Consider the following 24,787-nt stretch of genomic DNA (forward strand, 5'->3'; position numbering starts at 1 on the left):
CGCATCCGAATAACTAATGTAACCAGCATGATTGAAATTAAGGACCTTCACAAATCTTATAAAATGGGAAGTAATTCCCTGCATGTTTTAAAAGGAATCAATTTCTCGGTAGAAGAAGGAGAGCTTGTTGCCATTATGGGTTCATCCGGTTCCGGAAAATCTACCTTATTGAACATTCTGGGTATGCTTGACGAACTTGATGAGGGAACGTATACACTCGATGGGGTGCCTATCGTAAACCTGAATGAGACCAAGGCGGCAAATTATCGCAATAAGTTTTTAGGATTCGTTTTTCAATCTTTCAATTTGATAAATTACAAGACTGCAATGGAGAATGTTGCACTTCCTTTGTATTATCAGCGTATGCCAAGAAAGCAACGTGAGGAAAAAGCCCTAAAGTATTTGGAACAGGTAGGTTTGAAGGAATGGGCAACGCATCTCCCCAGCGAACTCTCAGGCGGACAGAAACAAAGGGTGGCCATTGCCCGCGCCATGGCGGCAGAACCCAAGGTACTTTTAGCGGATGAGCCGACCGGTGCTTTGGACAGTACCACTTCGTATGAGGTTATGGAACTCATCCAAAAAATCAATGATCAAGGCAATACCATCTTGATTGTAACTCACGAAGAAGATATCGCCCATATGTGCAAACGCATTGTGCATCTCAAAGATGGTATTATTCTAGAGGACAAAAAAGTAAAACAAGTTAGGGCCGTCACAAATGTTCAGTAAAGATACTTGGAAAGAAATATTCGAGACCATTCAAAAGAACAAATTGCGTACGTTCTTATCGGGCTTTACCGTGGCGTTGGGAATTTTGATCTTTGTGGCCTTGTTCGGTCTTGGTAATGGTCTTATAAATACTTTTGAAAAATTTTTTGAGGATGATGCCCAAAACATTATCTATCTCTTTCCAGGGCAGACTTCGATGCCCTATAAAGGATATAAATCAGGCAGACAAATAGAATTTGACAATAGCGATCTCGCCGATATCGAAAAAAACTTCCCCATTTTTCTTGAATATGTCACTCCTAGAATTAGTAGAAGCGGCGTGGTAAAATACAAGAATGAGTTCAATAATTATTCGACTAGGGCGGTAGCCCCATCTCATCAAGATGCCGAAAAGACCATAATAATGAGGGGGCGGTATCTCAATGCGATTGATATTAATAAGAAAACAAAGAATGCGGTAATCGGTCGTTTGGTAGAATTGGATTTATTTGGAAGTCAAAATGCAATCGGAGAATATATTGATATTGCCGGAAGTGCTTTTAAAGTAATAGGTGTATATCAAGATGATGGCGGTGATGATGAAGAACGGAGAATATATATTCCGTATACCACACGGCAGTTGATTGAAAAGAATACCGATAAAGTAGATCAAATAATAGTGGCCTTCAAACCGGAATTGGGCTATGCCGGTGCTTTGGCACTTGACAAAAGCCTTACGGAATTCATCAAGGAAAAAAATATATCAGTCCGAATGATCAAAATGGACTTTTTGTTCGAAATGTTGCCGAGGGTCTGAAACAAACCCAACAACTCGCTAGGGTCCTTCAACTGATTGTTGCTTTTGTGGCCTTTGGAACCATTATAGCAGGAATCATTGGTATCAGTAATATCATGGTATTTGTAGTCAAAGAGCGTACGAAGGAAATCGGGATTAGAAAAGCCTTGGGGGCAACACCTAAATCGGTAATTAGCACCATTCTTTTGGAGTCGGTCTTTATTACGACAATTTCAGGTATCATCGGTATGTTTATAGGTATCGCAATATTGAGTTCGTTGGGAAAAAAGCTCGAAGATTTTTTTATCACGAATCCTTATATAGATATGCCGGTAGCCATATTCGCCACCATAGTTTTGATAATTTTCGGCGGACTTGCCGGGTATATTCCAGCGAAAAGGGCGGCACGAATAAAACCCATTGTAGCATTAAGAGACGAATAATATGAGATTTATATTCGACAGAAATACGTGGCAAGAAATCTTTGGTTCTATCAGTAAGAACAAGACCCGAACGATAATTACTGTCATTGGGGTACTGTGGGGCATCTTCATTTACATTGCCCTTTCAGGTGCAGCCAAAGGTCTTGACAATGGTTTCGATAAGGTATTTAAGACAGTAGCCATCAACAGTATGTTCGTATGGGGCCAAAGTACAAGTATGCCTTACGATGGTTATAAGACGGGCAGGCAAATGCAATTGAAGCTTGATGACGTTGAAACCTTAAAGAATAGAATTCCCGAAGTTCAATACATCGCTCCCAGAATTTCGCAGGGGCAATTTGGTAATGAACCCGTTTATACTGTCCGAGGTCAAAAGTCAGGAAGTTATACCTTAAATGGTGATTATCCTATTTATACCAAAATAGCTACGAAAAAGATATTTGATGGTGGAAGGTTCATCAACCAGGAAGATATTGATCAAGCCAGAAAGGTTATCGTTATTGGGGAACGGGTAGAGCAAGAGCTTTTTGACAAAGGTGAAAATCCGGTCGGTGCCTATATCCGGGTCGGTAGTATTTATTTTCAAGTTATTGGGGTGACAAAATTGGCCGAAGGCGTTAGTTTTGATTCTGACAGCGCCATGTTCATACCCTTTACCACGTACCGAAAACTTTACAATTCAGGGGATAATATTGGCTATATGTGTATTGCTGCCTACGACGATGCAGATGCTGTTCAGGTAGAAAAAGACATCAAGGCTTTACTTAGAAATATTCACCGTGTAGATCCCAAAGATGAAAGGGCTTTTGGATCTGCTAATTTGGGAGAAATTTTTAATCGTACAATGGGTTTCGCCGACGGCCTTACTTTTATGTCGTTAGTCGTGGGAATAGCCACTATTCTCGCAGGGGTTATCGGTATCGGTAATATTCTCTTGATTTCGGTAAAAGAACGTACAAAAGAGTTAGGTGTGCGAAGGGCCTTAGGGGCCACCCCTGGCGAAGTACGTAATCAAATCATTCTAGAATCGGTTTTTTTGACTGTTATCGCTGGAATTTTAGGTATCATTCTGGGTGCCGGTGTTCTTGCCTTGATAAATACCTTGACGAAAGATGCTGATTTTCCCTATACCAATCCTACAGTGCCGATACCCTATGTTTTAGGAGCATTGGTCATTATGGTCGTTTTAGGAACCCTAATAGGTCTTATACCTGCGCAACGGGCCGTTAGTATTCGACCCATTGAAGCGTTAAGAGAAGAATAGCAAAGTAATTTTTAGTATATCGAACCAATTAAAAAACAACTAACACACTTGAAATGAATAAAATTGTAAAATACGTACTCATAGGGGTTTTGGTGCTAGGTGCATTATGGGCCGCTGCATTTTTTATAAAATCCAATAGCAAGTCTTCGGTAACCTATGAAACCCAGAAACCTTTCATCTCCAGCATCGAAATGAAAACGGTGGCTACCGGTAAGGTGGTACCAGAAGATGAAATCGAGATAAAGCCCCAAATTTCAGGTATTATCGATAAGATATATTTGGAGGAAGGTGTAAAGGTCAAAGCAGGCGATTTGATCGCGGTCATTAAGGTCGTTCCCAACGAGCAATCTTTGAATCAAGCTAGCGGCAGGGTACGCAATGCCGAGTTGGCATTGAACAATGCCAAAATAGAATATGATAGAAACAAGACCCTGTTTGACAAGGGTGTAATTTCGAGCCAAGATTTCAATACGCTGCAATTGACTTTTAACCAAGCGGAACAAGAGTTGAAAAATGCCAGGGCAGATTATCAGATTATCCGAAGGGGCTCTGCTGGCGGGTCGGCAACGGCCAATACGAACATCCGGGCGACGGTTGATGGTACCATCCTTGAAATACCGGTAGAAGAAGGTGATCAAGTTATTGAAACCAATAATTTCAACGAGGGCACCTCAATTGCTACTATTGCCGATATGGGCAAGATGATTTTTGAAGGAAAGGTAGATGAGGGCGAAGTTGCAAAACTTAAAGTAGGAACTCCGCTTAAAATAAGTTTAGGTGCTGTCGAAGGACAGGAGCTGAATGCAAAACTAAGATTTATCGCACCCAAGGGAGTCGAAGAAACAGGGGCCGTTCAGTTTAAGATCGAAGGTGATGTTGAGGTAAACGACAGCATTTTTGTTCGTGCCGGATATAGTGCGAATGCCTCAATCGTTCTAGAAAAAAAGGATAGTATCATGGTCATACCGGAAGCGCTTTTGCAATTTGATAAAGAGACCGATAAGCCCTATGTTGAGGTAGCCGTGGGTTCTGAAGAGGAACAGAAATTCGAAAGAAAGGACATCGAAATAGGAATTTCCGACGGGGTCAATGTTGAAGTAGTTTCTGGACTAACAGAGGAAGATCGGGTAAAGCAATGGAACAGGACCGAGCCAGTAAAGAAAGGTGAAGAAGAGGAAGATTCAGAAGAAAATAGCGAAGAATAGTAACATCAATCAAAATCAAAAAATCAAGACATGAAATTTAACCTAACGGCACTTCTGCTGGTATTTTCAATAGGAATATTGGTCGCCCAACAAAAAAAGTGGACGCTTGAAGAATGTATCGTATATGCCGAAGAAAACAACATAAGCATTGCGCAATTTGAGCTGGATCTAGAGAATGTAATGATCGATCGTTCCGATGCGCTGGGTAATTTTTTACCCAACGCAAATGCGCAACTGAGTACTTCGGGTAATACGGGACTTTCTTTTGACCCTACCAATAATCAACCGGTTACCACTACCATCTTTACCGCTTCTGGGAGCATAACGTCATCGTTAACGCTCTTTGATGGCCTTAGGAATATCAACCAACTGCATCGGGCCAAAATGAATGCTTTGGCAAACCAATACCGTTTGGATGACCTAAGGGATGATATTCGATTGAATGTGGCCATTGCCTATTTGCAGATCGTTTCCAACAAAGAAGCCCTGATAACATTTCAGGCACAATATGCAGTGACCGATCAAGATTTGAAACGCACGGCCGAATTGGTCGAATCGGGTGTTTTGCCACAAGGTGACCTTCTGGAAATCGAAGCGACCGCCGCCAATTTGGAACAACAAATCGTAAATACGGAAAATTTGGTATTGATATCGCGTATCAACTTGGCTCAGCTTTTACAGATTACGGATTATGAGAACTTCGATGTTGCCGATGTAGATGTGGAGATACCACCATCTGAAGTTTTGAATTATACTCCGAAAGAGATTTTTGCCAAAGCACTTACCTTTAGAAATGATATCAAATTTTCAGAAGGCAACTTGGATCTCGCCGAACAAGACCTAAAGATTACCAAAGGGTCATTATATCCTACTTTGGGTGCTTTTTTCAACTATAATACCAGATACTCTGATCAAGAGCGTTTTGACAACATTACAGGTATGCTTTTTAGGGATAGCTTCAAAGATCAACTGTGGCTGAATGATGGTATTTCATATGGAGCGCAGTTGAACATACCTATTTTCAATGGTTTTTCGGTAAAGAACAATATCAAACGTTCGCAAATAAACGTCGAAAAGGCAAGGTTGCAATTAGAACAAGACAAGCTTGCGCTTGAGACCGATGTCAATCAAGCTTACGTCGATGTCAAGAGTTTTGCAAAAGCGTACCAGGCTGCGCAAAAAACTCTGGAAGCAAGACGCCTCGCCTATGAATACTCTAAAGAGCGTTATGACGTAGGTTTAATGAACGCGTTCGATTTTAGTCAAGCCCAGTCTAGAGTAGATAACGCCGAGGCGGATGTTGTCCGCACCAAATATGATTATATTTTTAGATTGAAAGTATTGGAATTCTATTTCGGACTTCCTATTGAACTAAAATAAACCTTTCAAACATATTGAATAGACCTGTCCGGTTTTCAAAACCAGACAGGTCTTTGTATTTGTAGGTTTATAGCTTCGATGTATCTTTGCTCCCTTATGGCACTAATCTTGAACTTAGAAACGGCTACTACCAATTGCTCGGTGAGCTTGGCAAAAGACGGCGAACTTCTTGCCATAAAAGAACATGATACGCCTAACCACTCACATTCCGAGCAATTGCATGTTTTAATTGCTGAAGTTTTACAAATGGCTTCGGTAAACATGAATGAGATAGATGCCATTGCGGTAAGCAAAGGGCCAGGGTCGTATACCGGTCTGCGTATCGGGGTATCGGCCGCCAAAGGATTGTGTTTTGCGTTGGATATTCCTTTGATTTCCATTCCTACTTTAGAAAGTATGGCCAATCAGGGCAATATGTTGAACTATGATTTCATTGTTTCTGTATTGGATGCCCGCAGAATGGAGGTCTATTCCGCGATATTTGATGACGGCATCGAAGTTCGTGAAACACGGGCCGAAATTATCGACGAGAACTCATTTCACGATTATATTGTGAAAGGCTCCGTGTTACTTGCAGGAAGCGGCGCGGAAAAATGTAAACCTTTTTTGAAACATGAGAATATCAGTTTTGATAGCGATATTATGCCCTCTGCCCGAGAAATGTGCAAGCTATCATTTAGGAAATATCTTCAAAAAGACTTTGAGAATACCGCCTATTTTGAGCCCTATTACCTAAAGGATTTTTTGGTACATAAAAAGAAGACATCTTAGGGTTTATCCTCAAAGGAAGGGTCCTCTTGTTCTACGGACTTTAGGGTATCATAATATTTTAGAACCTGTATCACTTCTTCTTGAGAGCGCATATCCAGTTTGTTCTGCTTCGCATATTTACGAAGCTCTGAGTACTTGTCCCAAAGAACGGCAAAAACCTCTTTTCTGCTTAAATTCAGAAGTGCTTTTGCCGGTCTATTTTTTTGTTTGAGATAATATTCCATTCTAGACTCGAACTTTGGGGGCTTGGGAAGATCGTAACCATGTTGCGGTCTACGGGGAGGTATAAGTATCTTGGTGCTTCTTAGATATAAAACCGTGTTGCCTTGATTCAACGGAGTCATATAACCGGATTTGAGATTTCCATGATTCAGATACGCTACAAACTCATAGCGAATACCTCCGATTTCCGCCGTAACATCCGGACTTTTCCGTAAATAGAATGTATCGCCGTTCTGGTTTAGTTGTATGGCATCGTAATAGCCATTATAGCGCATTGACGCTTCTTGACTCGACCGGTTAGCCAATTTCCATCTTCCGGGTTTGAATTCCTTATCTAAGTAAGGACTGCCTTCTACCACAAAATCTCGTTGGTCATCAATTGTCCGAGAAACTTTCAAGGTAAATTCATCTCCATTTTCCAAAACCTCGAATCGTTCAGAAACCTCTTGAGCGGTAATGCGTAGGACCGAGAAAATACCAAAAATGAAAATTAAGATTTTCATTAAACTTTACTTTATTGAATGATTGGCGTTTAATTTCGTCAAAACCTGAGCTACTTCTAATTGTGGTTAAAAAGTCCTAACCCTCTTTTCATACTGCAATAATTTCTGCTTTTAATTCTTTTGCTTGAATATCGCCTTGCGAAATAGGTAGGGCTATGAACCCCGTCAAATCGATATTTCAGCGCTTCACTAAGTTGGGATTTACGATTTAAGGGCACGGCTAACGAATTGAATCGAAAACCCAACAAATGCTTTCTTGTGCTCGGTCAACGATTTACCCTTTATTTTATCGGTATACTTATTTTCCAACTGTAGTACCCATCTCAGAGTTATGAATCGAACCCGAAGTTTTCTTGATGGTATTATAGTACGCAAGAAGTTTTGTAACATCTTCCATACTTTTAAAATCTAAGTCATGTTCCAAAATATATTTTTTTAATACGGGTTTTTGATCCGACAATTTTTTGAGAATACTGCTCTTGCTCAATCTGACCTCAGTAGCTGGAGTATCTCCACTTTTGATATAATACGTTGAAATATCCTTAAATGTTGCGGGTTGATAATCATCATACCCGTTTTCAGGATTTTCGGCTTGAATAAATTGTTTCTTAGGTCTGTAGTACAAAACCGTCTCACCCTCGTTTAACGGACTCAGGTATCCTAATTTGGATTTGCCCTTTTCATTAAACTCGACAACCTCATAGCGTACACCATCTATTATGGCCGTGATGTTTTTTCCCCGTAACAATTTGCGAGGTTTGCCATTTTCCAAGAACTCGACCACTTCATGATAGGCATCATAACGCATTAAAATTTCACCTGTGGTTTTACCGTTCATTATGGCCTCTCCTTTTTGATACATCTCATTGACATATTGTGTGCCACTTATGGGTACTTCCCTATAAACAGTGCCAACTTGCGCAGCAGTGCGCGGACCTTCATATTGTGAAAAACTGAAATGCGATACAAAAAAGAGTAAAAAGGCTAAATTTCTCATAATCAGACGTTGTTTCTTTAAATATAGCAAAAATCGTTCCGAAAATAGACTATTTATGATAGTAATTTATCCTCGCTGGTTATCACCATTATGTTAAAATTATTATTCGTTCTGACCTGGTGAATGAACCACCCTCTGCGGAAATGGGATTTCAATGCCCGCTTCGTCGAATCGATATTTCAATTCCTCTAGAACATAAAAATGGGCTGCCCAGAAATCTTCGTTTTTTGCCCAGAATCTTAAGGTGAGGTTTACCGAGCTATCGGCCAGTTCTCCTACATACACTTCAGGAACAGGCTCGGTAAGTATGGTCTCCCTATCCGCACAGATCTCTATAAGAATATCTTTGGCCTTTTTGATGTTAGAGCCATAGCCGATGCCCACATCGATTTTATCACGTCTGATATTTTCCGCATTGTAATTAATGATATTGTTGTTGCTCAATTGGCCGTTGGGAAGAATGGCGACTTGATTGCCGAAGGTGTTCAACTTCGTTGTGAAAATCGTTATCTCCTTAACGGTACCGTCGACACCTTGTGCCGATATCCAATCACCTACTTTAAAGGGTTTGAACAGTAGAATAAGTACTCCACCTGCAAAGTTGGCCAAAGACCCTTGAAGTGCGAGTCCGATGGCAAGTCCGGCGGCACCTACAATCGCCACAAGGGAAGACGATTTGACCCCAAGTTGTGTTACTACCAATACAAATAGTAGAGCCTTTAGAGCAACCTTAATGAAACTTTGCAAAAAGGTCTCTAAGGTGGGGTCGTAATCTTTCTTTTCAAAAATTTGCGCACCAAGCGGTTTATCAGTCGCATGAGCCAAATGCCGATAATAAGAATGACAAGGGCCATGAGCAAGTTCGGCAAGGCATTCCAGATCCAATCGATGGCATTGTCCACATGTTCTTGGTAATTCGTTAATTCTTTCATTTTTCTGAGTAGTTTTAATTTAGAAATGGGTAACCTAAAAAATCGGAAGTGTGAAATCAAGTAATAACATTTAAACTATTGTTAATTCTAAAATCAAAACGGCAATTGGGTCAATGCTTTATCCGCCTGGGTCAATGGGAGTTTACAAGAACCATGCTCACAAACATAGATTAAGGTTTCATTTTCTTTGTAGCGATTTTCTAGAACGGAAACGGTACTCTCCTTCAAGGTTCCGGCCAAGATGGAATTTGGTAGGTAATGCGATGCCAATATTTGGGCTTTCTCTTTGAAATCTTTCCCCACGATGGCAACTTCGTAAAAGGGACGATCAAAATAGAATGCCAACTGTAGCCAATTTGCATGGCTTTGGGCATTTTCTTTCAAGTTGTCTTGAAGGTTTTTTAGCATTTGAATTGCAACTTCCTCATACTTGTTGTCAGGATAAAGACGTGAGAGTTTAAAAAGGTTTTTCGCCATAATGGAATTCGAACTCGGAACAACATTGTCGGTGGTTTCAATCGTTCTACGGATGACAAAATCGTCTTCTTTTGCAGTAAAAAAGAACATGCCACTTTCGGCGTCATAAAAGTGCGTCAAACAGTGGTCGCTCAAAGCTTTTGAACGTTTTAGCCATTTTTCATCAAAGGTAATCTCATACAGCCCCAAATATGCCTCTATTACGGAGGCGTAATCTTCAAGATAACCGTTTATGGTACTTTTTCCATTTTTATAATTGTGATATAGGCCGCCATCTTCTTTCATTAGGTTCGTATTTATGAACTCACCATTTTTAAGGGCCAGATCCAAATATTCAGGATTTCCGACATAACGATAGGCGTCAGTAAGTCCTTTGAGCATCAACCCGTTCCAAGAGGTCAAGATTTTATCATCTAATCTGGGCCTGTTTCTTTTGTTCCGTTCCTCCAAAAGTATTTCACGACTTTTTTCAGGATTTGCTTCATTTCCGTGAGTCCGATAGTATGTTTTTTCGCAATTTTTTCATCCTCCGAATCCCGGATAAGTACGTAGTTGCCATGTTCCCAATGGCCATAGCTGTTGATATTATAGTAGTCTTTAAAAATCGTGAAGTCATTTCCTAAAAGTGATTTCAGTTCTTCTTCCGTCCAAACATAATAAGCACCTTCTTCTAGTTCCCCGGCTTCATTGAGACTGTCGGCATCCAAAGAGGAGTAGAATCCGAATGACGTATCGGTCAATTCACTTTTGATAAACTCGATCATACGTTCTACTGTTTCTTTGTAAAGTTCATTTTTGGTGGCGGCATAGGCCTTGGCATACAGACTGGTCAGCTGCCCATTGTCATAGAGCATTTTTTCAAAATGGGGCACATGCCATTTGGTGTCTACGGAGTATCTTGAGAAGCCCCCGCCGACGTGGTCGAAGATTCCGCCCCAAGCCATTTTGGTCAACGTGGTATTGACATATTCAAGAATTTTGTCATCCTCTTTTGCGATACCATAGTGCAATAAAAAATTCAAATTAACGGGCATCATGAATTTAGGGGCGCGCTTATATCCTCCTAAAAAAATATCAAAGTAAGATGACCAATGTTCGACAGCTTTGTCAATTTGCCCTGAAGTCATCACCGAGGCATTGGGTTTTATCTCCACCAAATTGATGGCTTTGATGCCCTCGGACAGTTTTTGGGCATACTCCTTTACTTTTTCGGTGTCTTTTTCATAGATTTCAGAAAGTTGTGTTAATATCTTTATCCAGTCGTTCTTTTTGACATAAGTAGCGCCCCAGAAAGGCCTTCCATCTGGCAGTGCTACGATATTCAAGGGCCAACCTCCGCTACCTGTCATCATCTGCAGGGCATCCATATAAATATGATCGATATCGGGGCGTTCTTCCCTGTCAATTTTAATGTTGATGAAGTTTTCGTTCATGACCATAGCGACCTCTTCATCTTCAAAACACTCATGTTCCATAACATGACACCAATGGCATGCGGCATATCCGATACTGATTAGCAAAAATTTATTTTCTTTTTTCGCCCGTGTTAAAACTTCCGGACTCCAGGCTTCCCAGTTTATGGGGTTGTGGGCATGCTGTAGCAGGTACGGGCTAGTTTCGTTAATAAGGGCATTCGTGTGTTCAAAGTTCATCTCATCTGTTTTTTGGGCCTGACCATGGACCATGAAGAGTAAAAGGACGGAAAGTCGGTAAATAGGTCTCATAGTACATGGCTAAGATTAAAGATAGCCATAAAAAAAGCGCCCTCTTTGATTATAAACCTAGATGGACGCTTTTCAAGTATGGTATAAGAACTATTTCACTTCAAAGGTAATTTTCACATTTACCCTGTAATTATCAATTTTTCCATCTTTTACCGTGGCACTTTGCTCATTGATATATACCGAGCGAATGTTCTTGACGGACTTTGATGCTTCAGAGACCGCATTTTTTGCAGCATCTTCCCAACCATTATCTGAATTGGCCAATACTTCTATAACTTTTAAAACTCCCATAATATATTTGTTTTTAGATTCGGGATAATATATGAAATATAGGACAGAAAAATGAATTGAATACTGACTAAAATTTGACTTAAATGGTGTTTGTCTCTATATTCTTGTCTTCTAAGATTTGTCCCTGATATTTTTCCTTTTTTTAGAATTTGGAATTTTTCCTTTTACCCGTTCAATGCCACCACTTCGTTTACCTTATCGCCCATCATATTTTTTAGCATGGTCTCGATGCCGTTTTTTAAGGTAAAGGTCGAAGAAGGGCAACCACTGCACGCACCCTGAAGAATAACGTTCACCGTTTTGCTTTCTTCTTCGTACGACTTAAAGAGAATATTGCCGCCATCACTTGCCACTGCGGGCTTGACATATTCTTCCAGAATGTCGATTATTTGTTTTGAGGTTTCATCTAGATTTTCGTTCTGTAACTGTGTTTTTGGTGCTTCGGCGCTCTTTTGGATAACACTTTCCGAAGAAACGACTTCTTTTCCGTCAGCTAAAAAATCTCGGATCATCTCACGAAGTTCTAAAGTAATGTCGTCCCATTCGGCGACATCGAACTTACTTACCGACACGTAATTCTCATCAATAAAAACTTCTTTTACAAACGGAAAATGAAACAACTGCTTGGCAAGTTCGGAACCTTTGGCTTCGTCGATATTTTTGAACTCGAAGGTCGTCGGCACGATTTTTTTGTTGGCCACAAATTTCATTACCGCAGGGTTCGGGGTAACCTCGGCATACACCGTTACTGGTAATTTTCCTTTAATTTCTTCTTCATTGACGATGGGCTCACCCGCATTTAGATATTCGACCAATTGCTGCGCCACTTCGTCTTTAACATCGTCCCATGCGACAATATCGAAACGTTCAAGCCCAATAAAATTTCCGGAAACGTATACTGTTTTTATAAAAGGAAGATAAAACAATTGCTGCGCCAAGGGCGAATTCTTGGCCTCGTCGATATTCTTGAACTCATAGTTTTTGAACTTTACCAATTGATGATTGGCCTCGAACTTCAAAATGGCTGGATTGTTGGTCGGCACGACCGTAATCGAATACTCCTTCATGATATTCCAATTTTTTACAAAAATACAACCATTTTCTAAGTTAATTAGCATATAATAATGTGGCATTTCAACCGTTATACTTTATATTTAAAGGATTTTAACTAGCTCCCGATCTTTGATGAAACAGCGCGTACTGCTCTTATTTTCTTTTTTGGTTTTTGGCTTTCAGTCATATGCCCAGGAAGGAATTCCCGTATATTTTGATTATTTATCAGACAACTATTATTTGGTATACCCTTCAATGGCCGGAATCGGGCAGGGGGGAAGATAAGGGCCACCGCACGTATGCAGTGGTTCGATGTGCAAGATGCGCCCAATTTGCAGACCTTAAACGCTAATTTTAGAATCGGGGAGACCCCAAGTGGAGTAGGTGCTATTTTCTTTAATGATGCCAATGGGTACCATTCCCAAACAGGACTCAAATTGACCTATGCCCATCATTTGAAATTAGGTGGCGACATAAGAAACCTGAACCAATTATCTTTTGGCCTTAGTCCGACTATTTTGCAAAGCAGTCTTGATGAGACCGAATTTCAATCCGTTCAACCGGATCCTGCAATTAGTAGAACTAAGATTAGTGCTACCTATTTTAATGTGGATTTCGGTATGTCTTACAATCTCATGGAATTCTATGCCCACGTAGCGGTTTTGAATGCTTTGAATAGCAAAAGAACTTTATACTATCAAGATCGACAAGACAATCCTGAACAATTCCTTATCGATAATCTGAGAAGGTATCTCGTTTCTGCGGGATATATCTTCGGAAGACAAGAATGGCAATTCGAACCTTCGGTACTATTTCAAATGACCGATTTTACCCAAGAAAAATCATTGGATATCAATGCCAAGGTCTATAAGGATGTCGATTTCGGAAGAATCTGGGGCGGACTCTCATACCGCCGAAGTTTCGATGGTGCACAGTTTCAAACAACCGATAGTTTTGGGGAGCAGCGACTTCAATTGATTACGCCCATTGTAGGTGCGAACATCAAGAATTTTATGGTCTCCTATAATTACTCTTATCAGATGGGTGATATTCGATTCGACAATGGCGGTTTTCACCAGATAACCCTCGGATACGATTTCGGTCAGGCCGAACGACGATACGATTGTTATTGTCCGGCTGCACAGTAAAAAAGGGCCTGTTCATTTCAGAACAGACCCCTTCACTAAACACCGACCAACCTACTGCGTTCAACAATGTAATCTATATCGGTGTTTACTCCCATGTATAATTTTTTCGAGCCGCCTGTTTTTGAATGGCCTCGAGCATCGCATTTTCCAATTCTCCTTTTGAACCTTCTTTTTGATTTTTGGCGATAAAGACCTCACGTTTCCCATTGAGCTCTTGAATCTCTTTTTGTATTCTAGAGCGTTCTGATTTTTTTTCTTCGATGTAAGATTCGATTTCTTGGGTCGATTTTCCTTTTAGTTCTTGGGGTAGCTCATCCTTTTTCAGTTTTGCGACATCGAACTCGTCTTCCTCAGAAGCATCGACCAAATCCCATGAGGAGTTGCTATACAAATGTGAACTTTTACTTACAGCTCGTTTGACGGCGACACCTTCTGTAAGTTGCATTGCATTGGCATCCTGATCGGCCTGTGCCCTTATTTTCGATTGGCCTAATGCCCCATACGAAATATAGGTTTTGTTCAATTTTGAATTCAACTTTATGATAACGTCGTCATATGGGGTATCGATATGTACGACTTGTCGATTGTGGTTGATGGCCATATATTCGCCTCCTGTCAAAATGGCCCCGTTTTCCCAATCCGTGTTGATGCCTTGCTCATAATCTCCGCAGAAAATGGTGTTGACAATAATATCTTTTTCCTTCGCATCGGTAACGGCATCCTTATAATTTAATTTACCCTGATTAAAAGGTTCGTTGCCTGCTATAAAGATCATCTTGAGGTTATCGGGATTCTTGCCCCAATCCAATTGTTTTAGCGAGGTATGGATGACCTCTCCACAATATTCTTCGCCGCCATTGGTGGTCAGCGAAAAAAGCTTTTCCGAAATATCGTCCAAATCGCTGCTGAAGTTCAATATCTGCTGAACATATCCTTCTTTGGAAGAAAGGTTGTCGTTGCCATATTGGTACAATGCGATTTCCAATTTTGGTCTTTTCTCGTTACCGCATTTGGCATAGGTGAATTTATTGACAACATCCCATAGTTGTGCTTTTGCCTGATTGATCAGACCATCCATGCTGTTGCTAGTATCTAGTAAAAGGGCAATTTTGACTATATTATTATCTGTTTTTTCCCTTTCCTCAGGCATGCTGGCCTGGGCTATTATGGGGTTCGTGCCTTTTGTTGTAATTTTCATTTCGCAACCATAAGCGGTCATTAAGGTTAAGGATGTAAATCCAATAGCTAAAATTTCTTTTAGATCTTTCATAATATCTTAATTTTTATTCTATTTTGTTTTAGGATTAATCTTTTCAATGGTTAGTAATAAAAGGTATGCAAACGCGCACATAAAGGTAAGTGCGGCCATGAGCATCAAATAGGTTTTGACCGTCCATTCCAAGGCGACTTTAATACGTTGTAAGATTCCGATAGTAATTTCACGACCTTCGGTAAGGGAGAATTTTACGGTACAGAATTCGTTTTCGTCATCAAAGTTCCCTAGGCTCACTCCTAATTCTTGTAGTTGTTGTTCGATTTCTAGAATCCGATTTTCCAACTGCATATATTCATCGATTTTACCACCTTTCGATTTAAGTTCGATAAGTGATTCCCGTATTTTTTCCAGGGATGATTTTTTGGCGTTCAGTTCTTTGTATTCGTTGGTCTTATCCTTTTTTGTAATCTGCTTGGCCTGTACCTTTCCGATTTTAATGAGTTCATGATATATCGAATCAAAATTTTCGGGAGGGACACCAATGATAAGATTGAGATTGCGATAACCGGCATTCCCATTTTTATTTTCGAATTGGATTAATGCCTTATAGTTCTCGACTTGTTTTCTGATACGCTGCTCTTCTTGGTCAAAGTCGGTCGATACGGTTTGTATATCGGCTATTTTTTCATATTTCTGATCCATGCGAACCGCCGCTTGTCCGGCACTTGCCTTATACTTTTTTGAGGCGTAGTTCTTCCGGACCTCTAGAGGGGTTTCCGATTGTAGAAAAATTGGAGGCGATGGTATACTCCCGGCCACGGTTTGATAGCCGTACGCCAAGCGAAATAGGAATAATAGTATAAATCCTATGGCTAGCGCCCCTATTAATTTCTTAAATCTTTTTTTGAATAGTGGCTTCATCTTTTTTGGTTTCTTTTCAGGGATAAATCTATTTCGAAAGTTTTTCAGAAAAAATGCATAATGAGTGAAGTAGCCCATTCAATGAGTAAAGCGTATCAACGAATGCGTGAAGCCTAAAAAAGTCCTGTTTATATGCTTAATCCTTCAATTTAAGCATTTTTTAGAACCGCATAAATGCCCTAAGTTTACGTTGTTGAACATAACGTATGAAGTATACGAAGTACATATTCACGTTTTTTTTCTTGGTCGGTCTCAGTGCGTTTTCCCAAGTGCATAAAAATGTCTCAAGGGTACAGATCAAGGGTTCTGTGAAGGGCAAGGAAAACCTGACCCCGATTCCGGGGGTGGAAATTACTACGCCAACGGGTGCCTATGCCATAACCGACGGCCTGGGGGAATTTAAGATCGAAGCGCCGTTGGGAGAAGTGCTGATATTTCAAAGCCCAGAATTTAAAACGGTCCGTCATCGGATCACTAGTGATGAAGATATCGATGTTCTGGTTCAGGGCTATTCGGATAAAAATTCTTCGTCTGACCGGAAAAGTTCTTCGAAAAGAGCGGTTTCGATGCATAAAACCTATTTGGATTCGGCCAATTACTACAAACGCACCGATATTGCCAAGAGTATTGATTTTATTACCCAATCCATCGCACAATTGGGCAAGCAGGCCGATAAAAAAAATTAGCTATTTCATTGACGGCATTGGGCGAAGTATATCAGTACCATAAGCAATATGATCTTGCCGTTGCAAGCTATCAAGATGCGCTTGAAGCCAACAAGACCACCAGAACGAGTTTGCTTCTAGGAAGGGTCTATGTGCTGAACAAAGCATTATCCGAAGCTGAAAAAATATTGCTGCCCTTGGTTGAAATCAAAGATATGATACCCTATCAGCGCACGGAACTGTTCGAAATTTTGGGTGATACCTATGCGGGATTAGGTCAAATCGACAAAGCGGTCTCCTTTTATGAAGAGGGATTGATAGTTTCCAAGAAAAATCAGATTACTCCCAAGATGACCGATTTGAACTCAAAAATTGGGGATGTTTACACAAAGGGAAATCGACTCGTAGAAGCCGAGGCCTACTATGGAAATAGTTTGGAGCTTTCAAAAAGTCTCGCACCCCAACGCGCCGTGCAGGAAAAGGAAAAAGTAGCTGATTTCTACAATCAACGAAACCAGTATGGCGAGGAAATTGAAATGCGGAAAAGAATTCAGAGTGAATTGAAAAATTTGCCCAAAACTGTTCCTGGAAAAACGTATGGCATAGTTGAGTTCGATACCCTCACTTCACAACGCAATAATTATAAGATTGCGAATGCCTATATCGTTCAAGACAAATATGATCAAGCGATACCGTATTTGAAACAAAGTATCGAAGAGGCCGATATTGAAGATGATATTGTTGTTCAAAAAGATGCCACGCGAAAATTATCGGAAGTCTACAAATACAAAGGGGAATATTCAAAAGCGTTGGAAACCTTACAGGAATACGCTGCCCTGGTCGATACTTTATATGTGCGAAAAGAACAGGAAATATCAAGGGCAGCTAGGTTCAATCGAGAAATCGCGTCAAAGCAAAGCCGAATTTCAGGCCTGGAACAAGAGCGGGAACTTTCTCAGAGCAAATATGATCTCGCCCTGACCGAACAAGAATTGGTGCGCCGTAGTAACAAAATGCAGCAATGGGTCATTTATTCCCTGATTCTGGGTATGATTTTGACTGGTCTGGCGGCCTTCTTTTTCTACCGAAGCAACCAGCAACAAAAATTGGCGAACAACCTTTTGGCCTTGAAATCATTGCGTTCACAAATGAACCCTCATTTTATATTCAATGCGCTGAACTCGGTCAATAACTATATTGCCAAAAGTGATGAACGTAGTGCCAACCGATATTTGAGCGAGTTTTCGACCTTGATGCGTGCCGTGCTTGAAAATTCCGAAGAAGATTTTATTCCGCTTTCGAAGGAACTGGAACTGCTTGAACTCTATACGAAATTGGAACATTCACGCTTTCCCGATAAATTCGATTATGAAATAAACCTCGATACAAATATTGATGTGGATGCGTATCAGATTCCCCCGATGTTGCTCCAGCCCTATATCGAAAATGCCATTTGGCACGGCCTGCGGTATAAAGAGGAAAAAGGGTATTTGCATATCGATTTGAAAAAGAAAGACAGCGATTCCATTGAAATAACAATAATGGATAATGGTATAGGAAGGAAAAAATCCGCAGCCTTAAAAACCCAGAACCAAAAGAAACAAAAATCAAAAGGGATGGGCAACATCAAAAAACGTATCGCAATTTTAAATGATATGTATAAGGATAAAATTGACGTTCATATCTCAGATTTGGAAAGTAATGGAAATGGGACAAAGGTCGTTTTTACCTTAAAAAAGGATTGAAAATTAATGGCTCCTCACCTCAGACGACGGGAGGTGTCCCCGCCAAGTTGACGGGGACGGAAGGGTTGAAAGCCTAAGCCCTAATCGGATAAACCAAAGCCAGAATGAAACTAAACGCAATCATAATCGAAGATGAGGCAAACAGCCGAGAGATTTTGCGAAACTACATCGGCAAATATTGTAAGAATGTGGTATTGTTGGGCGAAGCCGCGACCATCCAAGAAGGATTGGAGCTCATCAAAAAGCATAACTTAGATCTCGTTTTTTTGGATGTAGAAATGCCCTTCGGAAATGCTTTCGACCTTTTGGAACAAGTACCTGACCGCACCTTTGAAACCGTTTTTGTCACGGCCTACAACCATTACGCCATGGATGCCCTGAATAATCATGCGGCATACTATCTAATGAAGCCCATCAACATTGACGAGTTGGTAAAGGCAGTCGAATATGTTGGTGAAATCAGATTAAAAGAAGAAGCCTTGGATGACCAATTGATACGACCAAAGATCAAGAATGTCGAGGGCAAGATTACCTTGCCACAACAAGACGGATTTCAGGTGTTGAATGTTGCCGATATCGTTTTTTGCAAGGCCGATGACAATTATACTGAGATCCATCTGGAGAATAAAAAAATACTGGTCAGCAAAACCTTGAAATATTTTGAGGAAGCCTTGGCCGACTTTCCTTTTGCACGAATTCATAAATCCTATTTGGTCAATGTCAATGAAGTGGTGAAATATAAAAAGGGAAAAGGAGGTAGTGTAATTGTTTCCAATGGCAAGGAATTAATGGTATCTGCTTCCAAGAAAAAAGAACTGCTGGCTTATTTTTAAATCCACAAACTCTATTTCACCTAACACCTAACACCTAACACCTAACACCTAACACCTAACACCTAACATGATAATTAAAACGATAAACGGAAAAACGCCCCAAATTGGAAAAGATTGCTTCATAGCCGAGAACGCGACCATTGTGGGCGAAGTGTCGATGGGCGAACAATGTAGTATTTGGTTTAATGCGGTGCTGCGAGGAGATGTCCATTTTATTAAGATGGGTGATAAAGTAAACATACAAGATGGGGCCGTAGTACATTGCACCTACCAAAAGTCACCGACCACAATCGGAAACAATGTGTCGATAGGTCATAATGCCATTGTTCACGGATGCACGATAAAAGATAATGTGCTAATTGGTATGGGCAGCATCGTAATGGATGATTGTATTATTGAAAGCAATAGCATTGTCGCAGCCGGTGCGGTAGTAACAAAAGGCACGCATGTACCCTCGGGAACGATATACGCCGGTATGCCCGCAAAGAAAATAAAAGATATTAGTCCAGAGCTCAGTTCTGGAGAAATAGATAGGATTGCCAATAATTATGTTACGTATTCCAGTTGGTTCAAGTAGGGTATTTCCAGTTTCGGTTGTTTATAATAATAGCAACGATCGGAACTATTTTTTTTAATTAATATAGCATTGTTTCTCGCCCCGAATCTCATCCGTTCTAACAATTAATACCTATTTTTGCGCCTTTAAATTTGAAAAGAAATGAACGCATACATATTTCCGGGTCAGGGAGCGCAATTCGTGGGTATGGGGCTTGATCTTTATGAAAAATATCCGCTTGCCCAAGAACTTTTCGAAATAGCCAACGAAATACTGGGTTTCTCGATAACCGATATTATGTTCGAGGGCACCCCCGAAGCTTTAAAAGAAACTAAGGTTACACAACCCGCGATTTTTTTGCACTCGGTCATTTTGAGTAAGGTCATAGGTGAGACCTTTACACCAGATATGGTTGCCGGTCACTCGCTAGGTGAGTTTTCTGCCTTGGTAGCCAATGGAACCCTGAATTTTGAAGATGGACTTGGTCTTGTGTCGAAAAGGGCTATGGCCATGCAAAAAGCTTGTGAGTTGCAGCCTAGCACGATGGCCGCCGTATTGGGACTCGAAGATGGTATCGTGGAAAGAATATGTGAAGAGACCGAAGGCATCGTTGTTGCGGCAAACTATAACTGCCCAGGTCAATTGGTAATTTCCGGGGAAGTCGAGGCTATAGGCAAGGCCTGTGAAAAGTTAAAGGAAGCCGGGGCACGAAGAGCTTTGGTCTTGCCCGTTGGCGGTGCTTTTCATTCGCCACTTATGGAACCGGCACGTGAAGAATTGGCGTCCGCAATAGAAAATACGGCGTTTGCAAAACCGAATTGTCCGATTTATCAAAATGTGACCACTACGGCGGTTACTCATTCTTATGAGATTAAGAAAAATTTAATGGCACAATTGACGGCACCTGTAAAATGGACACAAAGCATTCAAAATATGGCAAATGATGGTGCAACTATGTTCACCGAAGTAGGTCCCGGCAATGTTTTACAAGGTTTGGTAAGAAAAATAGTTCCCTCGGTGGAAACCACGGCGGTTTTATTACCGTAAGTACCTTAGAACACGATTTACTGTATTTCATCCGAAAAAGCCATATTTGACCTTGAATTTCGGCCAATGGGCGATTTTTTTAGTAATATTGAGTCCCATTTTTAAACCTACTACATGCTGTTGTGAATTGAATTTTAAGAGATTCTAAGAACAGTCTATGAAATTGAAAAAAACGTATGGGCCTTTGTTTGGTACCTGTATTTCCAACAGAGTGATTTGTGCCATTTCGGTCATGTTGTTCAGCTGTTTTTTTGGCTTTGGGCAACTTCCGGTGGCCAACATTGCGGTAACAGATGGTGCTGCTGGGGAAACTTCTGGAACCGCAAACCCAGGGAATTTTCGAATTACTTTTGGCACCGGACTTAGCCTAGCAAAGACTGTAAACGTAGTTGTTGAGCCAGCAAGTACTGCTCAGGCCGGCGCAGACCGAGCTTCTATTCCCGGGGTCTATAATTTACCGGCATCCGCTACTTTTCTTGACATTCCTGTTACAGGCATCGTTGACGATAACTTGGTCGAGGGAGACGAAACAGTAATTCTTACTATACTCGCGGGTACGGGGTATACTTTGCCTCCTGTGGCCCAAAGAACCGAAACTATCACCATTCAAGACAATGACGCAGGCGTTTTTACTGTTGACACAACCGGCGGCACCGACTCAGATGCGATTGAGCAAACCCCAGCTACGACAGCGAGTCAAGGAAGGTTTGTGGTTCGTCTCGATAAAGAAAATGGTACGGGTGCCACGGTAACTTTGCCCTACACTTTGTCGGGTACCGCTACCAACGGGGGCGCTACGTCCGACTACACTACTACCGGCCAAGCGACATTTACATTTTTAGAGGGCTCTCCGGGTACAACGGCAAGAGCACTTAGTATCATACCTATAGACGATGTTATTTCCGAATCCGACGAAACGGTAGTCTTGACCTTGGGAGCCCCGAGTAACGCGTTGTTCAGTGTGGCCAGCCAACCAGTGGCTGATCGTACGGTGACCATTGAAGATAACGATTGTCCCGCTGGGGCACTACCACCAGCATTGAACAATAATGCCACCGCTTTTTGTGACCAGGCTTCGGTAAACTTAAATACGTTTGTCGTTGGCGGTACGGGAAGTGCACCGACAGGTGCTGCGCTGAGGTGGACGATCGGATCCTACCCCAACGGTTGTTGGCGATCTATTGGGCAGTTCCACTGTTAGTGCCAGTGATACCTACTATGCGGTGTACTATTCCTCATCACAAACCTGTTTTAGTCCGGTAAGCGATGCTTTGCCCATAACTTTCAACGAAACTCCCGATACCGGGACACCTGTTGCCAATTTGACCAGCTGTAATGACAATTCCTTTGGTACTACGACCTTCGATCTCGATAATGGACTTACGGGTGAAGATTCGGGAGGTACTTGGACGTATCAATCCGGTCCTGGAAATCCCGGTATAGGTGGTGGTAACGTTGTCAATTTTAACAATGACGGTTCTGGTACGTACGTATTTCGCTATACCCTTACGGGCACCGCGCCCTGTACGAACCAATTTGAAGAAATCAGCATTTCGGTAACCGATTGTGACCCTTGTTTGGCAGGTGATGCTGCACCTGTTCTAAATTCAGGAGTAGATACCACTTTTTGTGACAATATTACGGTAAGTTTGAGCGATTATACGTCCAGTACACCTCCTGACTCGAATTCGGTGTTACGATGGAGTACCGATTCCGATCTCGAAAATACTAGTGCCCATTTGTCATCTACTGAGGTCAATGCTACGTTGACGCTTGCAGGTACATACTATGCCTTTTTCTGGGATGCCGCGAATACTTGCGCCAGTCCGGCTTTGGTGGTCAACGTTATACTTAATGACACCCCGATTGTTAGCAATGTACAGGCAGAAACACGATGTGGCCCTGGCCCGGTCACGTTTACGGCCACGGTTTCCGGTAACCCGACAATTAGTTGGTATACGCAAATGACGGGTGGTACGGTAGCGGGAACCGGTGCCAGCTTCATCGATGATCTTACGCAAACCACAACGTATTATGTGGAGGCCACGGAAAATGGCTGTGCTTCATCGCCTAGAATAGAAGTGACAGGTACGGTAGTTCCGCAACCTTCGGCGGGTATTCCAACAGATACTTCATCATGTAACGATCCTGAATTTGGGGTTACCACATTAAATCTAAATGAACAATTAGCAGGTGAAGATCCAGGTGTATGGGCTTTCACTTCTGGTCCAGCGAATATAGCTCCTGGTACGGGTAGCATCGATTTTATCGGTCAGCCTGATGGTATTTATGTTTTTACCTATACAACGACTGGTGCAGAGGCCCCTTGTGAAGATGAATCGGCATCGGTCACCGTTTCGGTAAGCAGTTGCGATACGGACGATGATGGCGATGGACTTTTTGGAGGTACGGAACAAGCTCTGGGTACCGATCCGCAGAATGCCGATACCGATGGTGACGGCATCGATGATGGCATAGAGGTTGGCGACGATCTTGAAAATCCGTTGGATAGCGATGTCGATAGTGATGGCAATCCGAGTCCTGATGGAGTTATCGACGCCTTGGATTCGAACATTCTGGATGAAGATAATGATGGTATCGTGGACCAATTGGATCCAGGTAATGATAATCCCTGTGTTCCGACCCGAGAAAATAGTGTATGTAATTTTGATGGGGACGATTTTTTCGATTTTGAAGAAATCGCCAATGGTACGAACCCCGACGACCCTTGTGATCCAGACCCTCTGAGCGATGCATGTCAGCCTATCGATTTAGAAGTGACTAAGGTCGTGGATAATGAATTTGCCGTAGTGGGCGATCGCGTAGTCTTTACGGTCACCATAACCAATCTAGAGGATAGAAGGGCAGGCAATATTATTATCGGTGACCTGCTCGAAACAGGTTTTGATTACGTATCGCACAACGCATCGGCCGGTACCTATATGGTTGATACGGGAGAGTGGCAGCTATTCGAGCTTTCGGCCTCAAGTTCTGAAACCTTAGAAATTACGGTCGATATTATCGAAGGAGGCGTTTATACGAATACGGCCGAATTACTGTCATCATTACCCGAAGATAGTACGCCGGATAATAATGTCGCCATTGTACAGATTAATATCGATTTGCCTGAAGGTATTAATCTTATTGTCGAAAAGACCGCTAGATTAGGGCCTGATAAACAAAGAAAAAGTAAGCTAACGGGCCTTATCAACGATGTTGATAACGAGGTAGAAGTTGAGTACTTCATTAAGGTAATCAACAAATCGATAAGTGAAAGCGTATCCAATATTCGGGTACAGGATACATTCACGGGTCCAGAGGGTGCGGTTTTTGAATTTATGGAAGCCGTGGTTCCCTCGGGTACTACTTTTGACTCTGTCGCTAGGGTCTGGACTATTGAGAGTTTGGCGGTGAACGCTGAAATCGAATTATCGTATAAGGTGGTTTTTAGAAGTGTTGGTATTTTCGTTAATTCGGCGGAGGTAATACGGTCGGCTCCTCCTGAAAGCATTGCCGATGATGCCGATAGCAAATCGGGGGTCGAGGTCGAGATTACCACTAGAAATGTTATCGACGTGGGTATTGTTTTTAATCAGTTTTCGCCAAACGATGATGGTATCAACGACGACTTGAAAATTAATAGAATTCGCAAAAATGCCGATGGAATTGACGAGTTGGTCGAAATTGCCTATAACATTAATATTTTTAACCGATACGGAAATTTGGTTTTCGAAGCGAATGATATGACCGAAGAAAAAGTCTGGGATGGCACATGGAAGGGCAAAGAAGTCCCAGAGGGTACGTACTTTTACGTTTTGAACATAGCCATTGAGAACGAAAGTTCTAAAATTGCAAAAGGCTGGATACAGTTGATAAGATAATTGAAC

General features: G+C 41.6%; 22 protein-coding genes and 2 pseudogenes. 15 read left to right on the forward strand and 9 right to left on the reverse strand.

Going from position 1 to position 24,787, the window contains the following annotated elements:
* Positions 1 to 27 precede the first annotated feature (27 nt).
* The 7 genes from N8A86_RS13025 to tsaB all read left to right on the forward strand — a co-directional run bounded on the left by N8A86_RS13025 (position 28) and on the right by tsaB (position 6,570).
* On the forward strand, positions 28 to 732 hold the full coding sequence (locus tag N8A86_RS13025; RefSeq protein WP_273565788.1) for an ABC transporter ATP-binding protein: 705 nt from the start codon (positions 28 to 30) through the stop codon (positions 730 to 732).
* Positions 722 to 1,528: an ABC transporter permease gene (locus N8A86_RS13030; RefSeq protein ID WP_337251602.1), complete on the forward strand. Its 807-nt coding sequence runs from the start codon at positions 722 to 724 to the stop codon at positions 1,526 to 1,528. The genes N8A86_RS13025 and N8A86_RS13030 overlap by 11 nt, the downstream gene beginning before the upstream one ends.
* A gap of 47 nt (positions 1,529 to 1,575) precedes the next feature.
* Positions 1,576 to 1,950 (forward strand): ABC transporter permease, encoded by a 375-nt coding sequence (locus N8A86_RS21605; RefSeq protein WP_337251603.1) that lies wholly within the window; start codon positions 1,576 to 1,578, stop codon positions 1,948 to 1,950.
* A gap of 1 nt (position 1,951) precedes the next feature.
* Entirely contained in the window at positions 1,952 to 3,214 is a 1,263-nt protein-coding gene (locus tag N8A86_RS13035) for an ABC transporter permease (RefSeq protein ID WP_273565789.1), read from the forward strand.
* Between the two features lie 53 nt (positions 3,215 to 3,267).
* On the forward strand, positions 3,268 to 4,419 hold the full coding sequence (locus tag N8A86_RS13040) for an efflux RND transporter periplasmic adaptor subunit (RefSeq protein WP_273565790.1): 1,152 nt from the start codon (positions 3,268 to 3,270) through the stop codon (positions 4,417 to 4,419).
* Positions 4,420 to 4,449: 30 nt separating this feature from the next.
* A complete protein-coding gene (locus N8A86_RS13045; protein WP_273565791.1) occupies positions 4,450 to 5,799 on the forward strand; it encodes a TolC family protein in 1,350 nt (449 codons plus the stop codon).
* A gap of 96 nt (positions 5,800 to 5,895) precedes the next feature.
* Positions 5,896 to 6,570, forward strand: a complete 675-nt coding sequence (gene tsaB, locus N8A86_RS13050) for a tRNA (adenosine(37)-N6)-threonylcarbamoyltransferase complex dimerization subunit type 1 TsaB (RefSeq protein ID WP_273565792.1) — start codon at positions 5,896 to 5,898, stop codon at positions 6,568 to 6,570.
* On the opposite strand, the gene N8A86_RS13055 is transcribed toward tsaB, so the two are convergent.
* The 7 genes and pseudogenes from N8A86_RS13055 to N8A86_RS13080 form a co-directional block, all read right to left on the reverse strand.
* Positions 6,567 to 7,295 carry a hypothetical protein gene (locus N8A86_RS13055; protein ID WP_273565793.1) on the reverse strand — a complete coding sequence of 243 codons (729 nt, stop codon included), beginning with the start codon at positions 7,293 to 7,295 and terminating at the stop codon, positions 6,567 to 6,569. The two genes, tsaB and N8A86_RS13055, sit on opposite strands and share 4 nt — an antisense overlap.
* A gap of 298 nt (positions 7,296 to 7,593) precedes the next feature.
* Positions 7,594 to 8,292, reverse strand: a complete 699-nt coding sequence (locus N8A86_RS13060; RefSeq protein WP_273565794.1) for a hypothetical protein — start codon at positions 8,290 to 8,292, stop codon at positions 7,594 to 7,596.
* Between the two features lie 102 nt (positions 8,293 to 8,394).
* Positions 8,395 to 9,224 (reverse strand): annotated as a pseudogene (locus N8A86_RS13065) (mechanosensitive ion channel family protein).
* A 93-nt stretch (positions 9,225 to 9,317) separates the two neighbouring features.
* Positions 9,318 to 10,151 carry a thioredoxin domain-containing protein gene (locus tag N8A86_RS21610; protein WP_337251604.1) on the reverse strand — a complete coding sequence of 278 codons (834 nt, stop codon included), beginning with the start codon at positions 10,149 to 10,151 and terminating at the stop codon, positions 9,318 to 9,320.
* Entirely contained in the window at positions 10,115 to 11,353 is a 1,239-nt protein-coding gene (locus N8A86_RS21615) for a thioredoxin domain-containing protein (RefSeq protein ID WP_337251605.1), read from the reverse strand. Before N8A86_RS21615 ends, N8A86_RS21610 begins: the two co-directional genes overlap by 37 nt.
* Before the next feature lie 162 nt (positions 11,354 to 11,515).
* On the reverse strand, positions 11,516 to 11,716 hold the full coding sequence (locus N8A86_RS13075) for a dodecin family protein (RefSeq protein ID WP_273565795.1): 201 nt from the start codon (positions 11,714 to 11,716) through the stop codon (positions 11,516 to 11,518).
* A gap of 164 nt (positions 11,717 to 11,880) precedes the next feature.
* Positions 11,881 to 12,783 (reverse strand): NifU family protein, encoded by a 903-nt coding sequence (locus tag N8A86_RS13080; protein ID WP_273565796.1) that lies wholly within the window; start codon positions 12,781 to 12,783, stop codon positions 11,881 to 11,883.
* A 118-nt stretch (positions 12,784 to 12,901) separates the two neighbouring features.
* Between N8A86_RS13080 and N8A86_RS13085 the strand changes: the two are divergent.
* A pseudogene (locus tag N8A86_RS13085) lies at positions 12,902 to 13,917 on the forward strand (PorP/SprF family type IX secretion system membrane protein).
* Between the two features lie 85 nt (positions 13,918 to 14,002).
* On the opposite strand, the gene N8A86_RS13090 reads toward N8A86_RS13085, so the two are convergent.
* Both N8A86_RS13090 and N8A86_RS13095 read right to left on the reverse strand, forming a co-directional pair.
* A complete protein-coding gene (locus N8A86_RS13090; protein WP_273565797.1) occupies positions 14,003 to 15,187 on the reverse strand; it encodes a vWA domain-containing protein in 1,185 nt (394 codons plus the stop codon).
* Between the two features lie 18 nt (positions 15,188 to 15,205).
* Positions 15,206 to 16,054: a DUF4349 domain-containing protein gene (locus N8A86_RS13095; RefSeq protein WP_273565798.1), complete on the reverse strand. Its 849-nt coding sequence runs from the start codon at positions 16,052 to 16,054 to the stop codon at positions 15,206 to 15,208.
* A 206-nt stretch (positions 16,055 to 16,260) separates the two neighbouring features.
* Between N8A86_RS13095 and N8A86_RS13100 the strand changes: the two genes are divergently transcribed.
* From N8A86_RS13100 to N8A86_RS13130, 7 genes are all read left to right on the forward strand, one after another.
* On the forward strand, positions 16,261 to 16,740 hold the full coding sequence (locus N8A86_RS13100) for a hypothetical protein (RefSeq protein ID WP_273565799.1): 480 nt from the start codon (positions 16,261 to 16,263) through the stop codon (positions 16,738 to 16,740).
* An 8-nt stretch (positions 16,741 to 16,748) separates the two neighbouring features.
* Positions 16,749 to 18,464, forward strand: coding sequence for a tetratricopeptide repeat-containing sensor histidine kinase (locus tag N8A86_RS13105; RefSeq protein WP_273565800.1), 1,716 nt, complete (start codon positions 16,749 to 16,751; stop codon positions 18,462 to 18,464).
* 104 nt (positions 18,465 to 18,568) lie between these two features.
* Positions 18,569 to 19,297: a LytR/AlgR family response regulator transcription factor gene (locus N8A86_RS13110; protein WP_273565801.1), complete on the forward strand. Its 729-nt coding sequence runs from the start codon at positions 18,569 to 18,571 to the stop codon at positions 19,295 to 19,297.
* Positions 19,298 to 19,364: 67 nt separating this feature from the next.
* The gene (locus N8A86_RS13115) at positions 19,365 to 19,874 is read left to right on the forward strand and encodes a gamma carbonic anhydrase family protein (protein WP_273565802.1); all 510 of its coding nucleotides are present in this window, start codon (positions 19,365 to 19,367) and stop codon (positions 19,872 to 19,874) included.
* Positions 19,875 to 20,015: 141 nt separating this feature from the next.
* Positions 20,016 to 20,900 carry an ACP S-malonyltransferase gene (gene fabD / locus N8A86_RS13120; protein ID WP_273565803.1) on the forward strand — a complete coding sequence of 295 codons (885 nt, stop codon included), beginning with the start codon at positions 20,016 to 20,018 and terminating at the stop codon, positions 20,898 to 20,900.
* A gap of 157 nt (positions 20,901 to 21,057) precedes the next feature.
* The gene (locus N8A86_RS13125; protein WP_273565804.1) at positions 21,058 to 22,101 is read left to right on the forward strand and encodes a Calx-beta domain-containing protein; all 1,044 of its coding nucleotides are present in this window, start codon (positions 21,058 to 21,060) and stop codon (positions 22,099 to 22,101) included.
* Entirely contained in the window at positions 22,082 to 24,781 is a 2,700-nt protein-coding gene (locus N8A86_RS13130) for a T9SS type B sorting domain-containing protein (RefSeq protein WP_273565805.1), read from the forward strand. Before N8A86_RS13125 ends, N8A86_RS13130 begins: the two co-directional genes overlap by 20 nt.
* Positions 24,782 to 24,787: the final 6 nt, after the last annotated feature.

Origin of the sequence: Maribacter halichondriae (genome assembly GCF_027474825.1) — a bacterium.
Taxonomy (GTDB): domain Bacteria; phylum Bacteroidota; class Bacteroidia; order Flavobacteriales; family Flavobacteriaceae; genus Meishania; species Meishania halichondriae.